Origin of the sequence: Kribbella sp. NPDC048928, assembly GCF_043197975.1 — a bacterium.
GTDB lineage: Bacteria > Actinomycetota > Actinomycetes > Propionibacteriales > Kribbellaceae > Kribbella.
Genome location: NZ_JBICUC010000003.1, coordinates 648,358 through 663,064 on the forward strand (window position 1 = coordinate 648,358; position 14,707 = coordinate 663,064).

Here is a 14,707-nt window from a genome sequence, read left to right on the forward strand (position 1 = left end):
GCTGCTGAGCGGGCTGATGAAACGGCTGCTGAGCGGAGTGAGTGTCGAGGCGGTGGGTTGATGGGCGGGCGAGTGTTGGGCGGTGGATTGATGTGCAGAGCAGTGTCGAGGCGGTGAGGTGATGAGCGGGTTGATGGGCGGAGCGAGTGTCGAGGTGGTGGGCTGATGAGTGGGGCGAGTGCTGAGGTGGTGGGTTGATGAATGGGCGGGGGCTTACTCGGACGATGGTGATCTGGGTGCCGGACTGGCCGGTGGCGGCGGCTGCGGTGGCGACGGGGCGATCACCGGAGGAGCCGATCGCCGTGCTGGAGAAGGGCAAGGTGCTCGCCACCTCCGCCGCCGCCCGCGCCGAGGGAGTCCGCCGCGGGCAGCGAGCCCGGGACGCGCAGTCCCGGTGCCCGGAGTTGGTCGTACTGAAGTACGACCCGGTCGTCGACGCACGCGCGTTCGACCCGGTGATCTCCTGCCTGGAGGCGATCACCCCGGGCGTGCAGGTGATCCGCCCGGGGATGTGCGCGTTGAAGGCGCGCGGCCCGGCACGGTTCTACGGCAGCGAGGAGGCGGCCGCGGAGAAGCTGCTCGACCGGCTGGAGACATACGACGTCCACGGCAGCCGGATCGGGATCGCCGACGGCCCGTTCGCCGCGGAGCAGGCGGCCCGGGTGAGTTCCGCGCGGACCCGGGTGCAGGTGGTGCCGCCGGGCGGGTCGCCGGAGTTCCTTGCGCCGCTGTCGGTCGACACACTTGAGCAGCCGACGCTCACGGACCTGCTGCGCCGGCTCGGCCTGCGGTCGCTGGGGGCGTTCGCGCAACTGCCGGGGACCGAGGTGCTGACCCGGTTCGGTCCGGACGGCGCGTTCGCGTACCGGCTGGCCCGCGGGGACGACGACCGGCCGGTGACCGGTCGGGAGATCCCGCCGGAGCTGATCCGGACGCTCGACTTCGAACCGTCCGTGGACCGCGTCGACCAGGTCGCGTTCGCGGTCCGGTCGATCGCCGACGAGTTGATCGTCCGGCTGACCGAGCTCGGGCTGGTGTGTACGACGCTGCGGGTCGAGGTCGGTACCGAGTCCGGCCGGATCCACGAGCGGGAGTGGCTGCATCCGCGCTGGTTCACCGCGGCGGACGTGGTGGACCGGGTGCGCTGGCAGTTGCAGGGCAGCGGGACGGCCACCAGCGAGCTGACGTCACCGGTGGTCCGGGTGCGGCTGGTCCCGGACCAGGCGGACCCGGTCGGCGCGCATGCCGACGGGCTGTGGGGCGGCGGGCCGGACGAGCGGATCCACCGGGCGCTGTCGCGGGTGCAGAGCATGCTCGGGCACGGTGCGGTGGTGTCGGTGGTGATCGGTGGCGGCCGTGGATTCGCGGAACGACAGACGCTGGTTCCGTGGGGCGACCCGCCGGTGCCGGCCCGGCCGGCGGACCAGCCGTGGCCCGGAGCGATCACCGGTGCGGACCCGAGGCGCTGGCCGGCCCTGGCGCCGACCACGATCTTCCCGGAGCCGGTCCCCGCGCAGGTGTTCGCCGCCGACGGCACCCAGGTCTCGGTCACCGCCCGCGGCGAACTGTCCGGCGCCCCCACCGCCTTCATACTGCAACCAACCGGCGCCCCCACCGCCTTCACGCCGCAGCCAACCGGCGCCTCCACCGCCTTCACCCCGCAGCCAACCGGCGTCCCTGTCCCCGGCACCGGCACCGGCACCGGCACCGGCACCGGCACCGGCACCGGCACCGGCACCGGCCCCGTCCCGGCTCCCGGTCCCGGCCACGCCCCCGCCCGCGGCCGCGGACGCAGGGCCGGAGCCAACCGCGGTCCCGGAGTGGGAGCCGGCAGCGGTGTTCAAGTTGCTGACAGCAACAAGATCCACCCGATCACCTCCTGGGCCGGCCCCTGGCTGACCGCCGAACGCTGGTGGGACCCCGCCACCGAGTCCCGCCAGGCCCACTTCCAGTTCCAGACCGCCGACACCCGCGCCTGGCTCTTCACCCTCCACCACAACACCTGGCAAGCCCAAGCAACCTACGACTGAGCGCACATAGTTGCCTCAGGCAATATCCACAACCCTACTTCCCAACCGTCAAATCTGTGGATAACTAAATCTTCCCGAATTCCCTTGTAAATAAGGGGATCTGGCTTGGAAACTGTCGGACGGCGCGGGTACTGTTGTGGGCATGGATGTTCTTGACGGGCGATCGGTGGTGTCGCTGAGCGACGGCGAGGTCATGCCTGCCTTCGACTCGGTCGACGCCGAGATCAACCGGCTCGAAGAGCTCCGCCTGCAGCTGATTGCCCGCATCGAGGACACCGGCTACGCCCAGGAGCTCGGCGCCCGCGACGCCGTCGACCTGGTGTCCAAGCGATACCGGCGAGACCGCGCCGAAGTCTGGCGCGACGTCCGTCTGGCCAGAGCCCTCCCCAAATACGCCGCCATAGGCACCGCACTCACCGAAGGCATCGACCTCCCCACCAACCCAGACACCATCAACCCAGACACCATCAACCCAGACACCATCAACCCAGACACCATCAACCCAGACACCAACGAACCAGGCACCAACGACAGCACCGACGCCAACAGCAACGACGACGCCAACGAGGCTGGTGACGGTGGAGCTGCGGGAGCTGCGGGAGCTGCAGGGGCTGCAGGGGCTGCAGGGGCTGTCGGGGCTGCAGGGGCTGGTGTTCGGCGGGTGCGGCCGATGCGGACTGCGCAGGCTGCGGTGATCGTGTCCGAGCTCGAGCGGGTACGTTCGCGGGTTCCGGTCGAGGATCTGGATGTTGTCGAGGAACAGTTCGTCGCCTTGGCAGCTCATCTGACGCCGGGAGAGTTGCGGTCCGCGATCAGGGAGGTCTGTGACCTGCTCGATTCCGACGGCCCCGAGCCCGAGGAGCAGAAGGCCGCCGCACGTGAGTCGCTGACGTTGATGTCGGCGGACCGCGGCGTGAAGTTCAAGGGATACCTCGCCAACGAGAACGCCGAACTCCTCCGCGCAGTAGTGCACGCCGGCGCCCGCCCCCACAAGACTGTCGACGGCGAACCAGACCCCCGCTCCCGCGACAAGCGCCAGGCAGACGCTCTCTCAACCGCCCTAACCATCGCCGCCACCGCCTGGGACACCCACACCAACACCAAGCCCTGCACCCCACCAGCCACCCCACCAGCCACCCCACAACCAGCCACCCCACAACCAGCCAACACAGCACCAGCCGACACAGCCTGGCCCGATACAGCACCGGCTGCCACCTCACCAACAGATACGCAACCAGCCGACGCAGCGCCGACCGATGCACGGCCAGCTGACAGAGTGCCGGCCTACACGGCGCGGTCCGCACCAACGGTCGACGCGGCATCGGCAGGTACTTCACCAACCGACACGCGACCGGCTGACGCGGCGCCGACCGATGCACGGCCAGCCGACACGGCGCCGGCCGCTGCAGCACAACCAGCCGACGCACGACCGGCCGACGTGGCGCCGGCCGGTCCAGGAGCATCGGCCCACATCGCACCAACCGGCATACGACCGGCTGATATAGCACCACCGACTGCAGGGCCGGCCGACACGCGACCGGACGATCCAGCAGGGGCGGCTGTGGGAGTTGTCGGGGCTGGGATGGGTGGTGTGGCGAGTCGTGCTGGTGGGCGGGGGCAGCCGGTAGCGGGGTATGGAGCGAAGGCGAACATCACCGTCACGATTGACTTGGAGGATCTGAAAGCAGCGACTGCGGATGCGGTCGGTCACACCGTCTACGGTGATGGGCTGTCCGCTGCCGCGATCCGTCGGCTGGCGTGCGACGCGAACATCATTCCACTGGTGCTGGGCTCGAACTCCGAACCACTGGACGTCGGTCGCAGCGAACGACTCGTCACGCGATCCATCCGACGTGCTCTGAACGTCCGCGACCGCGGCTGCGTTGTCTGTGGAGCGCCGCCGATCATGTGCGACGCACACCACCTGATCTCCTGGCTGGACGGCGGAAGTACCACGATCGACAATCTTGCGCTGCTGTGCCGACGGCATCACACCGACCTGCACAACGGCCGCTGGATCATCACCATCACGCACGGCGTAGTACACGTTGTCCGCCCGACCTGGGCCGACCCGTCACCCCTGAGTCGTCCAAGCCCACCAAGACCCGCCCCATTCCAACCACCCGCCACAGCCAAGCCCCCAACCCCGGCTGCCGCCGCTGCCTCAGCGGGCGCCGGCGGTGCGACGGGTGCCGCGGGCGCGACAGGTGCCACGGGTGCCGCGGGCGCAGCCGGAGTGGCGAGCGTGGCGAACCGGTTGGCCACGGCGGATGCGGGCGGTGTACCGGGTGGGCAGACGAACCACCTACCGGTGGCGGACGTGACCGGCGCGACGGAGGCGACCAACATGACCGGCGCAGCGGTGGCGACCAACATGACCGGCGCAGCGGTGGCGACCAACATGACCGGCCGGGCGGAGGCGACCGATGTGACCGGCGCGGCGGAGGCGACCGATATGACCGGCGTGACGGAGGCGGCGGAGGCGACCGATATGACCGGCGTGACGGAGGCGGCGGAGGCGACCGATATGACCGGCGTGACGGAGGCGACCGATGTGATGGGCGCAGCGGAGGCGACTGATGTGATCGGAGCGACCGGCGGGACCGGCGGGATGGGTATGACCGGCGGGATGGGATTGGTTGCGGTGGCGGGTGGGCGAGCCAGCCGCTGGCGGGCGGATGCCGCTACCTACGCGGAGGCTGCACGCTTCGCGGTTTGGGACGGAAACGCTGCGGCCGAGCCCGACATCGGACCCCCGTCCTTCGCGACGATCTGACCACCGGCAGACCAGCCGCCCGCATCCCGCTGGTGCGGAGGCGCGTCCGCATTCGTCTGGGTCGGGTGCGTCCTGGCAGTCGTCTGCGTTGCTCTGGCGTCGAGGCGCGTCCTGGAGTGGTGCGTGTTCGTCTGGTGTGGAGAGTGTCGCGGTGGTCGTGCGTGTTCGTCTGGCGTTGGGGCACGTTGCGGGAGCTGTCTGCATCCCTCTGGCGTGAAGGCTTGTCCTGGCGGGTGTCTGTGTTTGTCGGGGTGGAGGGAGGTGCCTGGGGGCGGTTACCTCTCTGGGGGTGCGGGGTGCGGGGTGCGGGTGGGGCGGTGAGGCTTTGGCTGGCGGCTGGCGGCTGGCGGCTGGCGGCTGGCGGCTGGCTCGCTGGTGGTGCGGTGTGCGGGTGGTGTCGGGGTGGGCGGGGGCTGCTGGTGGTTAGGGGAAGTTGATGCGCATTACTGTGCGGCGGAGGGTGGGATGGGTTTGTTGGTGGAAGCCGGCTTCTTCGAAGGCTTGGTGGGGGCCGACGTGGAGTTCGCCCCAGGTGATGGTTCTGCCGGGCTGGGTGAGCATTGGGTACGCCTCCAGTGCGCGGGCGCCGCGGCTGCGGGCGTGCTCGATCGTGGCGCGGGCCAGATGGTAGGTGAGTCCGCGCCCACGGAAGCCTTTGCGGACGACCATGCAGGTGACGGCCCAGACGCTCTCGTCGTCCTTGTCTTCGTTCCGGTCCGTCCACGGGATCCGGGAGGTCCGGAGCTTCGGGTACGAGGTGCGCGGCTCGACGGCGACCCAACCGGCCGGCTCATCGTCGACGTACGCGACCAGCCCGGTCGTCGACGGTGCGTCCGGCGTGCCGCAGGCGGTCTGGTCCTGGAGGCGGGTCATCCGCTCGTCCAGGGTGGAGTCCCGCCAGATCCAGCCGCGGATCTTGAACCGCTGACATTGGCACTGCCCGGCATCGGCCGTACCGAAGACCAGCTGTAGGTCCTCCCAGGACGCCTCGTTGGCCGGTATGACGCGCACCTGCGTCTCCTCGATCACCTGCATGACAAGCACGGTAAACCCAGTTCCGGACGACCACCGTCCGGAACTACGTTGGTCGGCATGCATCGGAGCCGAGTTTCCACGTTCTTGATCGACGTCGAGCGCAGTGAAGTGGACGCCGCCGCGGCGTTCTGGTCGAAGGCGCTCGGCGTTCGTACGTCGTCGCCCGAGGGGGAGCCGCAGTTCATCAGCCTGCACGACGCGGTTCCCGGGTACGTGACCGCGATCCAGTCCGTCGACGACGAGCCGCGCTACCACCTGGACATCGAGACCGACGACGTACCGGCCGAGGTTGCCCGCCTGACCGCGCTGGGTGCGGTGGAGATCGCGGACTGGCAGGGTTGTCACACCCTTCGCGCGCCGGGCGGTCACCTGCTCTGCGTCATCCCGGTCCATTCCGATCCGCAGTACTTCGAACAGCACGCCACCGTCTGGGAGACCACCACCCGCCGCCCCTGACCGCGAACCGCAGCCGCACGGTCCCGGGGCCGGGGCCGGGGGAGCCTGATTCGCTCGCAGCAGAACGGTTGGCCGACAGCAGAAGGCGCCGCTGAGCGTCCCGTGCGCGGGCTACTCTCCGAGGCATGACTGAGCTTGCGGTGACGTTCAAGCAGGAGGCTGTTGCGGAGGCGTACCAGCATCGGCCGCCGTACCCGGACGAGGTGTTCGACCGGCTGGTCGCGCTGATCACCGACGAGCCGCGCCGGGTGCTCGACATCGGTGCCGGTGACGGCGCGATCGCGCGTCCGCTGGCGCCGCGGGTCGAGCAGGTCGACGCGATCGACTTCTCGGCGCCGATGGTCGAGGTGGGCAGGCGGCGGCCGGGTGGCGACCACCCGAACCTGCGCTGGCAGGTCAACCCGATCGAGTCCGCCGATCTCGACGGCCAGTACGCACTGGTGACGGCCGGCGCCAGCATCCACTGGATGCCGTGGGAGGAGACGTTCGCGCGGATCGTTCCGCACCTGACGCCGAACGGTCAGTTGGCGGTCATCGAGCACGGGCCGGTGGACATGCCCTGGTGGGACGGTGTGGTGCAGGCCATCCGGAAGCATTCGCGCAAGAAGGACCACGACCCGAAGTACAGCGTCGTCGACGCCATCCGGGACCGTGGACTGCTCAACCTCACCGGTACGGCGCGCACCGAGCCCGTCCTCTATCACCAGCAGGTGCAGGACTATGTCGAGCAGTTCCATTCAACGTCGAGCCTGGCGCGCGACCTGATGTCGCCGGAGGAGGCGGCCGACTTCGACGCGATGGTCGAGGAGGCGGTCCGCCCGTACGCGACGGACGACGTACTGGAGCTGAAGGTCCAGGCCGAGATCAGCTGGGGCCGCCCGACGCTCCCGTACTAGTGCCCCGCGTCGCACTAGCGGCACGGGCCAGCAGGTACACCTGCTCGGGAGTGCTCTGCGTGAGCCGCGCGGCGAGCTCGTACGCCTCCCGGGCAGCTGCTCCGTCGCCGGCCAGCTCGAGCAGATGTGCCCGTACGGCCGCGAGCCGATGGTGACCTTGGAGCGCGGCATCCACGTCGTCGAGCAGCGCCAGCCCGGCCTGCGGACCGTGCACCATCGCGACCGCGACGATCCGGTTCAGCGTCACCATCGGCCCGGGCGCGGTCGACTCGAGGAGTTCGTACAGCATCAGGATCTCGCGCCAATCGGTCTCGCCGGCTTCCGCGGCGGAGTCGTGCACCGCGGCGATCGCGGCCTGCAACTGGTACGGCCCGACCGGTGCAGACCGCAACGTCGCCTCGATCAGCTCGGTGCCCTCCGCGATCGCCGCCGTATCCCACGCCGACCGGTCCTGCTCCGGCAACGGCACCAGCGCACCGTCCGCAGTTGTCCGTGCCGGTCGCCGTGCGTCGGTCAGCAGCATCAGCGCCAGCAAGCCGGCCACCTCACCCTCGGCCGGCAACAAAGCGCGCAACTGGCGGGTCAGCCGGATCGCCTCCGCGGACAGCTCGACGCGGTGCAGCGACGGACCGGATGACGCGGTGTAGCCCTCGTTGAAGATCAGATACAGCACATGCAGTACGGCAGCCAGCCGCTCGGGCTGCTCGGACGCCGGCGGCAGCGCGAACCGCGCATCCTGCAGCTTTGCCTTCGCCCGGCTGATCCGTTGCCCGATCGTTGCCTCCGGCACCAGAAACGCCCGGGCGATCTCACCAGTCGTCAACCCGCCGACAGCACGCAGCGTGAGCGCCACCTGGGACTGTGGCGTGAGCGCCGGATGGCAGCACAGCATCAGCAGCGTCAGCGAGTCGTCCTCCGACGACGCGGGATCCGGGGGAGACCAGGACGCGACGGTCTCCTCCCGCCGCGTACGGGCCGCCTCGTTCCGCAGTACCTCGATCCGGCGCCGGGAAGCGACCGTGATCAGCCAGCTCCGCGGATTCGCCGGTACGCCCTCGCTCGGCCACTGCAACGACGCGGCCAGCAGGGCCTCTTGTACGGCGTCCTCGCACGCGTCGAAGTCGCCGTACCGGCGGGCCAGCGCCGCCAGCACCTGAGGCGCCTGCTCGCGGAGCAGCTCCTCGAGCATCACATGTACGCACCGAGGTCGCGGACCGGACGGATCTCCACAACGCTGAACGGTGCCTCCGGGATCAGCGCGACGATCTCGGCCGCGCGGTCCATCGAGTCGCAGTCCAGCAGATAGAAGCCGGCCAGCTGCTCCTTCACCTCGGCGAACGGGCCGTCGGTCGTCAGCGGCCTGCCGTCGCGGACCAGCACCTGCTTGGTGAGCGCCGGGTCGTCGAGCGATTCGGACGCGACCAGTTCGTCGTCCTTGGCGAGGGCCTCGTGCAGGGCGGCGTACCCCGCCATGCCTTCCTTCTTCTGCTCGTCGGTCAGCGAGTCCCAGACCGCACGGGACTCGGGGTTGCCGTAGATCAGCACCAGGAACTTCATGCTCCCAGCGTAAGAGTCACCCTTGGGTATCGATCCGTGCCTGCCCCCGGTACGCCGGACGCAAACCTGTCGGCATGCCCCAGTACAGTTACGACGGGTATCCAGGGTGGACAGCAGGGTGGACAGAGGGAGGGGTCGCGTGCCGGACTTGGAAGTGTCCGACCGGGTGTGGACGATCCCGAACGCGCTCAGCTTCCTGCGGTTGCTGGGGGTGCCACTCTTCTTGTGGCTGGTCCTCGGCCCGCAGGCCGACGGCTGGGCGCTGCTCGTGCTCGCCGTCTCGGGCTTCACCGACTGGGCCGACGGCCAGATCGCCCGTCGGATGAACCAGACCAGCCGCCTCGGCCAGATGCTCGACCCGGTCGCCGACCGGCTGTACATCTTCGCGACCGTGATCGGCCTGGCGCTGCGCGACATCATCCCGTGGTGGCTGGCGATCGCGCTGCCGCTGCGGGACGTGCTGCTCACCCTCACGCTGCCCGCCCTGCACCGCCGCGGCTTCAACGCGCTGCCGGTGCACTTCCTCGGCAAGTCCGCCACCTTCTGCCTGCTGTACGCGTTCCCGCTGCTCCTGCTCGGCGACGGTGACAGCACTCTGAACCTGCTCGCCCGCGTGTTCGGCTGGGCGTTCGCGATCTGGGGTACCGGTCTGTACTACTGGGCCGGCGCGCTGTACTTCGCGCAACTGCGGCACCTGGTCCAGACCGTCAAACCGATCAAGGACTCGGCCGGGTGACCCAGCAAGCCCCAGAGCAAACGCCTCAGCAGACGACCCCTCGGCGCGTCGACGCGTCGATGTCCCTGCTGAACAACCTGATGGCGCACCCCATCGACGAGGGGTACGCCGTCGCCGCCAAGACCCGCTCCGGCCAGGGCGGTAAGCAGGTCCGGTCCCGGCACCGGGTGATGCTGGTGGTCGCGGCGGCGGTGCTCGGTTTCCTCCTCGCAGTCGCCGCCGCACAGAACTATCGCAGCGCCCCGGCCGCGGAGAAGCAGCGCAACGAGCTGATCGACCGCGTCAACCAGGCCGACGGCCGGCTGACCGACCTGCGCAACCACCAGTCCCAGCTGGCCGACGAGGTCCGCCGCCTGCAGGCCAGTGGACTGAGCAACGACAGCGCGGGCACCGCCCTGCAGCAGAAGCTCGACGACCTCGAGCTGCAGACCGGCGCGATCTCGGTCACCGGTCCCGGGATCAAGGCGGTCATCGACGACGCCAAGAACGCCGACGACAAGGAAGGCCGGCTGCTCGACGTCGACCTGCAGCAACTGGTCAACGGTCTCTGGACCGCCGGCGCGGAGGCGATCTCGGTGAACGGTCACCGGCTCACCTCGCTGACCGCGATCCGCGGCGCGGGCAGTGCCATCACCGTCGACTACAGTTCGCTGACCCCGCCGTACACGGTGCTCGCGATCGGTGACACCGCAACCATCCCGGCCCGGTTCGCGCAGAGCTCGGGCGGGCAGTGGGTGCAGTACCTGGTGAGCAACTTCGATGTCCGGATGACGATCACGACGGAGGATTCCTTGCTGGTGCCGGCCGATGCGACGATCGCGTTGCGCTACGCGAAGGTGAGGCCGAGATGATCGCCGTCCTCGGTCTGGTGATCGGTGTCGTCGTCGGCCTGCTGGTCGCACCCGACGTACCGGACTGGGCCCAGCCGTACCTGCCGATCGCGGTGGTGGCCGCACTGGACGCGGTGTTCGGGGCGCTGCGCGCGTTCCTGGACGGGATCTTCGACGACAAGGTGTTCGTGGTCTCGTTCGTGTCCAACGTGCTGATCGCGGCCCTGATCGTCTACCTCGGCGACCAGCTCGGCGTCGGCTCGCAGCTGTCCACCGGCGTCGTGGTGGTGCTCGGGATCCGGATCTTCACCAACATGGCCGCGATCCGGCGGCACATCTTCCGGGCCTGATCATGAGCGAAGACACCCCAGACCCCAAGCCGGACGTCAAGCCTGATCCGGGACCTGATTCGGCACTTGATCCGGGGCAGCCCGAGGTCCCGACGCCGATGCCGAAGAAGCGGACGCCGAACCTGGCGCTGCGGCGGCTGAAGGCCGGGTTCAAGCCGTCCCGTGGGCAGGCGATCGTCGCGGTCGTGCTCGCGCTGGTCGGCGGCGTCGCGGTCGTCCAGGTCCGGGTGAACCGCGCCGACGACGGGTACCAGAACGCCCGCCGCGAGGACCTGATCGCGATCCTCGACGGCCTCGGGCAGAACACCCGCCGGCTGGAGAGCGAGATCGCCGACCTCGAGGAGCGGAAGAACTCGCTGTCCTCCAGCGCCGACAAGGCCCAGACCGCCCGCGAACAGGCCGAGGCCCAGATCCGTACCCTCGGCATCCTGGCCGGCACCATGCCCGCGGTCGGCCCGGGGGTCCGGATCACGCTGAACGACCCGCAGGGCAAGATGACCTCGAGCAACCTGCTGGACGCGATCGAGGAGCTGCGCGACGCCGGTGCCGAAGCGGTCCAGATCAACGGGGAGGTGCGTGTGGTGGCCAGTACGGACTTCGTCGACGACGCGCCGGGGATCCGGGTCGACGGCAAGAAGCTGGTCTCGCCGTACACGATCGAGGCGATCGGGGAGTCCCACAACCTGGCCGAGGCGGCCAACTTCCCGGGCGGTCTGGTGAGTGAGGTGACCGGTCCGCAGGTCGGCGGAACGGCCGAGGTCAACGAGTTGGAGAGCGTCTCCGTCACCGCCTTGCACGCGCCGGAGGAGCATCGTTACGCTCACCCGGCGCCCAGCCCGACCAAGTAGCTGATCAGTACCTGTACCTGTGCCAGTAGCTGTACCTGTTGCTGTACTTGAGCGAAAGAGGAACGAAGGTGTACCCCGAAGACCTGAAGTACACGGCCGAGCACGAGTGGCTGAAGGCCGGCGAGGAAGGACCCGTGCGGGTCGGTATCACCGACTTCGCGCAGGACCAGCTCGGTGACATCGTGTACGTGCAGTTGCCGGACGTCGGCACCAAAGTGCGCGCGGGCGACGCCTGCGGCGAGCTCGAGTCGACCAAGAGCGTCAGCGACCTGTTCGCCCCGGTGAACGGCACCGTGACCGCCGTCAACGAGGCACTGGCCGACCAGCCGGACCTGGTCAACAGCGACCCGTACGGCGAGGGCTGGCTGCTCGACATCGACGTCGAGGACGCCGCCGAGGTGGCCGCCCTGATGGACGCCGAGGCGTACCAGGGCCAGCTCGACCAGGGCTGACCACAGACTGATAGCGTTACCGGCCTCAACCGTTGCTCGAGGGTTGAGGCCCCCTCGGGTTTTTCGAGCGCGTCACACTGTCAATACGGGGTCTATCGAAAACGTCGCCGGACCACCGGCGATCGGGAGGATCACAGCATGCCGTTCTGCAACCAGTGCGGGCACGAGAACTCCGAGGGCAGCCGGTTCTGCTCGCAGTGCGGAGCGATGCTGCCTGGCGCGGACCGCCCGGCGGCGGCGCCCCAGCCACCGGTCCAGCCGCAGCAGACACCGGGCGTCACCGACACCGCGATGCTGACCCCGATCGGCGCCGAGCCGGAACCGGAGCAGACCGGTGAGCCGCTGGGCGCCGACGACGCGGCCGCGGTCGGCGCGCTGCCGGCCGGATCCGCCCTGCTGATCGTCCAGCGCGGGCCGAACGCGGGCAGTAGGTTCCTGCTCGACGTCGACGTGGTCACCGGGGGCCGGCACCCGGACAGCGACATCTTCCTGGACGACGTGACGGTGTCCCGCCGGCACGCCGAGTTCCGCCGGGACCCGCAGGGCGTGAAGGTCCGCGACGTCGGCAGCCTGAACGGGACGTACGTGAACCGCGACCGGATCGACGAGGTCCAGCTGAACAGCGGCGACGAGGTCCAGATCGGCAAGTACCGGCTGGTGTACTACGCCAGTGGCCAGGCCTGAGCCGGCTGCCGACAACCCCGGTGCAGGTCGTGGCATCGGGGAGGTGCTGCAGCTGCTCCAGGACGAGTTCGCCGACGTCACGATCTCCAAGATCCGGTTCCTGGAGGCCGAGGGGCTGGTGACGCCGTCGCGGACCGCGTCCGGCTACCGGAAGTTCAGCCCGGCCGACGTCGAGCGGCTGCGCTACGTGCTGACCGTGCAACGCGACCAGTACCTGCCGCTGAAGGTGATCAAACAACACCTCGGAGCCATCGACCGCGGGCTGCAGCCGGCCGCCGCCGGTCCGCCGGTCGCGCCGAGCTCGTTGCCGCAGACTCCCGGGCAACCGGTCGCGGACGACTTCGATGCCGCGGGCACCGAACTGCGCCTGACCCGGGACGAGCTGCGGGCGGCCGCCGGTGTCCCGGCCGAGCTGCTCGCCGAGCTGGAGAGCCACGGCCTGGTGGTGGCCGGTGGCAACCACTACAGCGGGGACGCGATCGTGATCGCGAAGGTCGCGGCCGAACTGGCGGCGTACGGCCTGGAACCCCGGCACCTGCGGGCGTTCCGGACGGCGGCGGACCGGGAGGTCGGCCTGATCGAACAGGTCACCGGCCCGCGGCGTACCGAGCAGACCGCGGAGCTGGCCGCGCTCACCGTACGGCTGCACACCGCGCTGGTCCGCTCCCGCCTGCCGCACCCCTCGGAGTAGGCTGAAGGTGTGCGCGAAGTCGACGTGGTCGGAGTCCGGGTGGAGATGCCCTCGAGTCAGCCGATCGTGCTGCTCCGGGAGGTCGGCGGTGAGCGGTACCTGCCGATCTGGATCGGTGCGGCCGAGGCGAGTGCGATCGCCTTCGCCCAGCAGGGCATGGAGCCGCCCCGGCCGCTGACCCACGACCTGTTCGCGGAGACCATCCGTGTGCTCGGCCACACCCTCAGCCAGGTCCGGATCGTGAACCTGACCGACGGCGTGTTCGAGGCGATCCTGGTCTTCGACGACCAGACCGAGATCTCCGCGCGGCCGTCGGACTCGATCGCGCTGGCGCTGCGGACCGGGACACCGGTGTTCTGCACCGAGGAGATCCTCGCCGAGGCCGGCGTGCCGGTTCCGGAGAGTGAGACCGGCACCGACGAGGTGCAGGAGGAAGAAGAGGTCGAGCGGTTCCGGGAGTTCCTGGACCAGGTCACCCCCGAGGACTTCGACAAAAGCTGACCGAGCCGACCCGCGCTGACAGAACCTGCCCCGGGCCGGCCACACGTTCTGCCACAAGTTCGACCAGGTAACGATTCGTACGGCGGTCGCGACACGCTCCCGGCTCGGTGCGGTTGTCGTTGACCCGCCTCGGGCGGCGGCTTACCGTGAAGAAGTCGTGGAGTGCTGTCACTCCACGGAGATGACTCGTTCCAGTCGGTATCCAGGGAGGCTCAGGCGTGACACGCACCGGGGACACGGATCTGACGGCGCAGTCGGCTTCCGACGCGCACGCCGAAGCCATGGCCGAGGCCACGGCAACCGCCGGCGTTCAGGGTCTGCTGTTCGACGACGACCTGCGGCCGATGCCGGAGGACGTCGGGTTCCGGGGTCCGACGGCCTGCGCCGCGGCCGGGATCACGTACCGGCAGCTCGACTACTGGGCCCGTACCGGCCTGGTCTCCCCGTCGGTCCGGCCGGCGACCGGCTCCGGGACGCAGCGGCTGTACGGGTTCCGCGACGTACTGTTGCTGAAGGTGATCAAGCGGCTGCTGGACGCCGGGATCTCGCTGCAGCAGATCCGGACCGCGATTGCGCACCTGAGCAAGCGCGGCTTCGACGACCTGACCCAGATCACCCTGATGAGCGACGGCGCCTCGGTGTACATGTGCACCTCGCCGGACGAGGTCATCGACCTGCTGGCCGGCGGCCAGGGCGTGTTCGGCATCGCGCTCGGCGGTGTCTGGCGGGAGGTTGAGGGCTCGCTGTCCGAGCTGCCGACCGAGCGTGCGGACGGCCACGGCGAGGACGAGGCCGACGACCACGCTACGGACGAACTCGCCGCCCGCCGTCGTGCCCGCATGACGGGCTGAGCCAGGTGTGATCT

At 69.5% G+C, this 14,707-nt stretch carries 16 protein-coding genes; 13 read left to right on the plus strand and 3 right to left on the minus strand.

Going from position 1 to position 14,707, the window contains the following annotated elements; genetic code table 11:
* The first annotated feature begins 224 nt into the window (after positions 1 to 224).
* A complete protein-coding gene (locus tag ACGFI6_RS16520) occupies positions 225 to 2,030 on the plus strand; it encodes a DNA polymerase Y family protein (RefSeq protein ID WP_393119237.1) in 1,806 nt (601 codons plus the stop codon).
* 142 nt (positions 2,031 to 2,172) lie between these two features.
* Positions 2,173 to 4,806 carry a DUF222 domain-containing protein gene (locus ACGFI6_RS16525; protein ID WP_393119239.1) on the plus strand — a complete coding sequence of 878 codons (2,634 nt, stop codon included), beginning with the start codon at positions 2,173 to 2,175 and terminating at the stop codon, positions 4,804 to 4,806.
* A gap of 423 nt (positions 4,807 to 5,229) precedes the next feature.
* Here the strand turns inward: ACGFI6_RS16525 and ACGFI6_RS16530 are convergent, their stop codons facing one another.
* Positions 5,230 to 5,841 (minus strand): GNAT family N-acetyltransferase, encoded by a 612-nt coding sequence (locus ACGFI6_RS16530; RefSeq protein ID WP_393119241.1) that lies wholly within the window; start codon positions 5,839 to 5,841, stop codon positions 5,230 to 5,232.
* Positions 5,842 to 5,898: 57 nt separating this feature from the next.
* Between ACGFI6_RS16530 and ACGFI6_RS16535 the strand changes: the two genes are divergently transcribed.
* Together ACGFI6_RS16535 and ACGFI6_RS16540 are read left to right on the plus strand one after the other, a co-directional pair.
* A complete protein-coding gene (locus ACGFI6_RS16535; protein ID WP_393119243.1) occupies positions 5,899 to 6,297 on the plus strand; it encodes a VOC family protein in 399 nt (132 codons plus the stop codon).
* A 125-nt stretch (positions 6,298 to 6,422) separates the two neighbouring features.
* Entirely contained in the window at positions 6,423 to 7,193 is a 771-nt protein-coding gene (locus tag ACGFI6_RS16540; protein WP_393119245.1) for a class I SAM-dependent methyltransferase, read from the plus strand.
* Here ACGFI6_RS16540 and ACGFI6_RS16545 read toward each other — a convergent pair.
* Together ACGFI6_RS16545 and ACGFI6_RS16550 are read right to left on the minus strand one after the other, a co-directional pair.
* Positions 7,162 to 8,382: an RNA polymerase sigma factor gene (locus tag ACGFI6_RS16545; protein WP_393119748.1), complete on the minus strand. Its 1,221-nt coding sequence runs from the start codon at positions 8,380 to 8,382 to the stop codon at positions 7,162 to 7,164. The genes ACGFI6_RS16540 and ACGFI6_RS16545 overlap by 32 nt on opposite strands.
* Entirely contained in the window at positions 8,382 to 8,750 is a 369-nt protein-coding gene (locus ACGFI6_RS16550; protein WP_393119246.1) for a YciI family protein, read from the minus strand. The genes ACGFI6_RS16545 and ACGFI6_RS16550 overlap by 1 nt, the downstream gene beginning before the upstream one ends.
* Positions 8,751 to 8,889: 139 nt before the next feature.
* On the opposite strand from ACGFI6_RS16550, the gene ACGFI6_RS16555 reads away from it, so the two are divergent.
* The 9 genes from ACGFI6_RS16555 to ACGFI6_RS16595 all read left to right on the plus strand — a co-directional run bounded on the left by ACGFI6_RS16555 (position 8,890) and on the right by ACGFI6_RS16595 (position 14,693).
* Positions 8,890 to 9,486 (plus strand): CDP-alcohol phosphatidyltransferase family protein, encoded by a 597-nt coding sequence (locus tag ACGFI6_RS16555; protein WP_393119248.1) that lies wholly within the window; start codon positions 8,890 to 8,892, stop codon positions 9,484 to 9,486.
* Positions 9,483 to 10,337 (plus strand): DUF881 domain-containing protein, encoded by an 855-nt coding sequence (locus ACGFI6_RS16560; RefSeq protein ID WP_393119250.1) that lies wholly within the window; start codon positions 9,483 to 9,485, stop codon positions 10,335 to 10,337. The genes ACGFI6_RS16555 and ACGFI6_RS16560 overlap by 4 nt, the downstream gene beginning before the upstream one ends.
* Entirely contained in the window at positions 10,334 to 10,666 is a 333-nt protein-coding gene (locus ACGFI6_RS16565; RefSeq protein ID WP_130379362.1) for a small basic family protein, read from the plus strand. The genes ACGFI6_RS16560 and ACGFI6_RS16565 overlap by 4 nt, the downstream gene beginning before the upstream one ends.
* Before the next feature lie 2 nt (positions 10,667 to 10,668).
* Positions 10,669 to 11,514 carry a DUF881 domain-containing protein gene (locus tag ACGFI6_RS16570; protein WP_393119252.1) on the plus strand — a complete coding sequence of 282 codons (846 nt, stop codon included), beginning with the start codon at positions 10,669 to 10,671 and terminating at the stop codon, positions 11,512 to 11,514.
* 68 nt (positions 11,515 to 11,582) lie between these two features.
* Complete coding sequence (gene gcvH / locus ACGFI6_RS16575) at positions 11,583 to 11,966, plus strand: glycine cleavage system protein GcvH (RefSeq protein WP_393119253.1); 384 nt, start codon at positions 11,583 to 11,585, stop codon at positions 11,964 to 11,966.
* Positions 11,967 to 12,104: 138 nt separating this feature from the next.
* Positions 12,105 to 12,650 (plus strand): FHA domain-containing protein, encoded by a 546-nt coding sequence (locus ACGFI6_RS16580; protein WP_393119254.1) that lies wholly within the window; start codon positions 12,105 to 12,107, stop codon positions 12,648 to 12,650.
* Complete coding sequence (locus ACGFI6_RS16585; RefSeq protein WP_393119256.1) at positions 12,637 to 13,341, plus strand: MerR family transcriptional regulator; 705 nt, start codon at positions 12,637 to 12,639, stop codon at positions 13,339 to 13,341. The genes ACGFI6_RS16580 and ACGFI6_RS16585 overlap by 14 nt, the downstream gene beginning before the upstream one ends.
* Before the next feature lie 9 nt (positions 13,342 to 13,350).
* On the plus strand, positions 13,351 to 13,842 hold the full coding sequence (locus ACGFI6_RS16590) for a bifunctional nuclease family protein (protein WP_393119258.1): 492 nt from the start codon (positions 13,351 to 13,353) through the stop codon (positions 13,840 to 13,842).
* Positions 13,843 to 14,123: 281 nt separating this feature from the next.
* Complete coding sequence (locus ACGFI6_RS16595) at positions 14,124 to 14,693, plus strand: MerR family transcriptional regulator (RefSeq protein WP_393119749.1); 570 nt, start codon at positions 14,124 to 14,126, stop codon at positions 14,691 to 14,693.
* Positions 14,694 to 14,707 lie beyond the last annotated feature (14 nt).

Coding starts and splice junctions, on each gene's coding strand:
- ACGFI6_RS16520 (WP_393119237.1), top strand. CDS start 225: ATGGTGATCTGGGTGCCGGACTGGCCGGTGGCGGCGGCTGCGGTGGCG.
- ACGFI6_RS16525 (WP_393119239.1), top strand. CDS start 2,173: ATGGATGTTCTTGACGGGCGATCGGTGGTGTCGCTGAGCGACGGCGAG.
- ACGFI6_RS16530 (WP_393119241.1), bottom strand. CDS start 5,841: ATGCAGGTGATCGAGGAGACGCAGGTGCGCGTCATACCGGCCAACGAG.
- ACGFI6_RS16535 (WP_393119243.1), top strand. CDS start 5,899: ATGCATCGGAGCCGAGTTTCCACGTTCTTGATCGACGTCGAGCGCAGT.
- ACGFI6_RS16540 (WP_393119245.1), top strand. CDS start 6,423: ATGACTGAGCTTGCGGTGACGTTCAAGCAGGAGGCTGTTGCGGAGGCG.
- ACGFI6_RS16545 (WP_393119748.1), bottom strand. CDS start 8,382: ATGCTCGAGGAGCTGCTCCGCGAGCAGGCGCCTCAGGTGCTGGCGGCG.
- ACGFI6_RS16550 (WP_393119246.1), bottom strand. CDS start 8,750: ATGAAGTTCCTGGTGCTGATCTACGGCAACCCCGAGTCCCGTGCGGTC.
- ACGFI6_RS16565 (WP_130379362.1), top strand. CDS start 10,334: ATGATCGCCGTCCTCGGTCTGGTGATCGGTGTCGTCGTCGGCCTGCTG.
- ACGFI6_RS16570 (WP_393119252.1), top strand. CDS start 10,669: ATGAGCGAAGACACCCCAGACCCCAAGCCGGACGTCAAGCCTGATCCG.
- ACGFI6_RS16580 (WP_393119254.1), top strand. CDS start 12,105: ATGCCGTTCTGCAACCAGTGCGGGCACGAGAACTCCGAGGGCAGCCGG.
- ACGFI6_RS16595 (WP_393119749.1), top strand. CDS start 14,124: ATGGCCGAGGCCACGGCAACCGCCGGCGTTCAGGGTCTGCTGTTCGAC.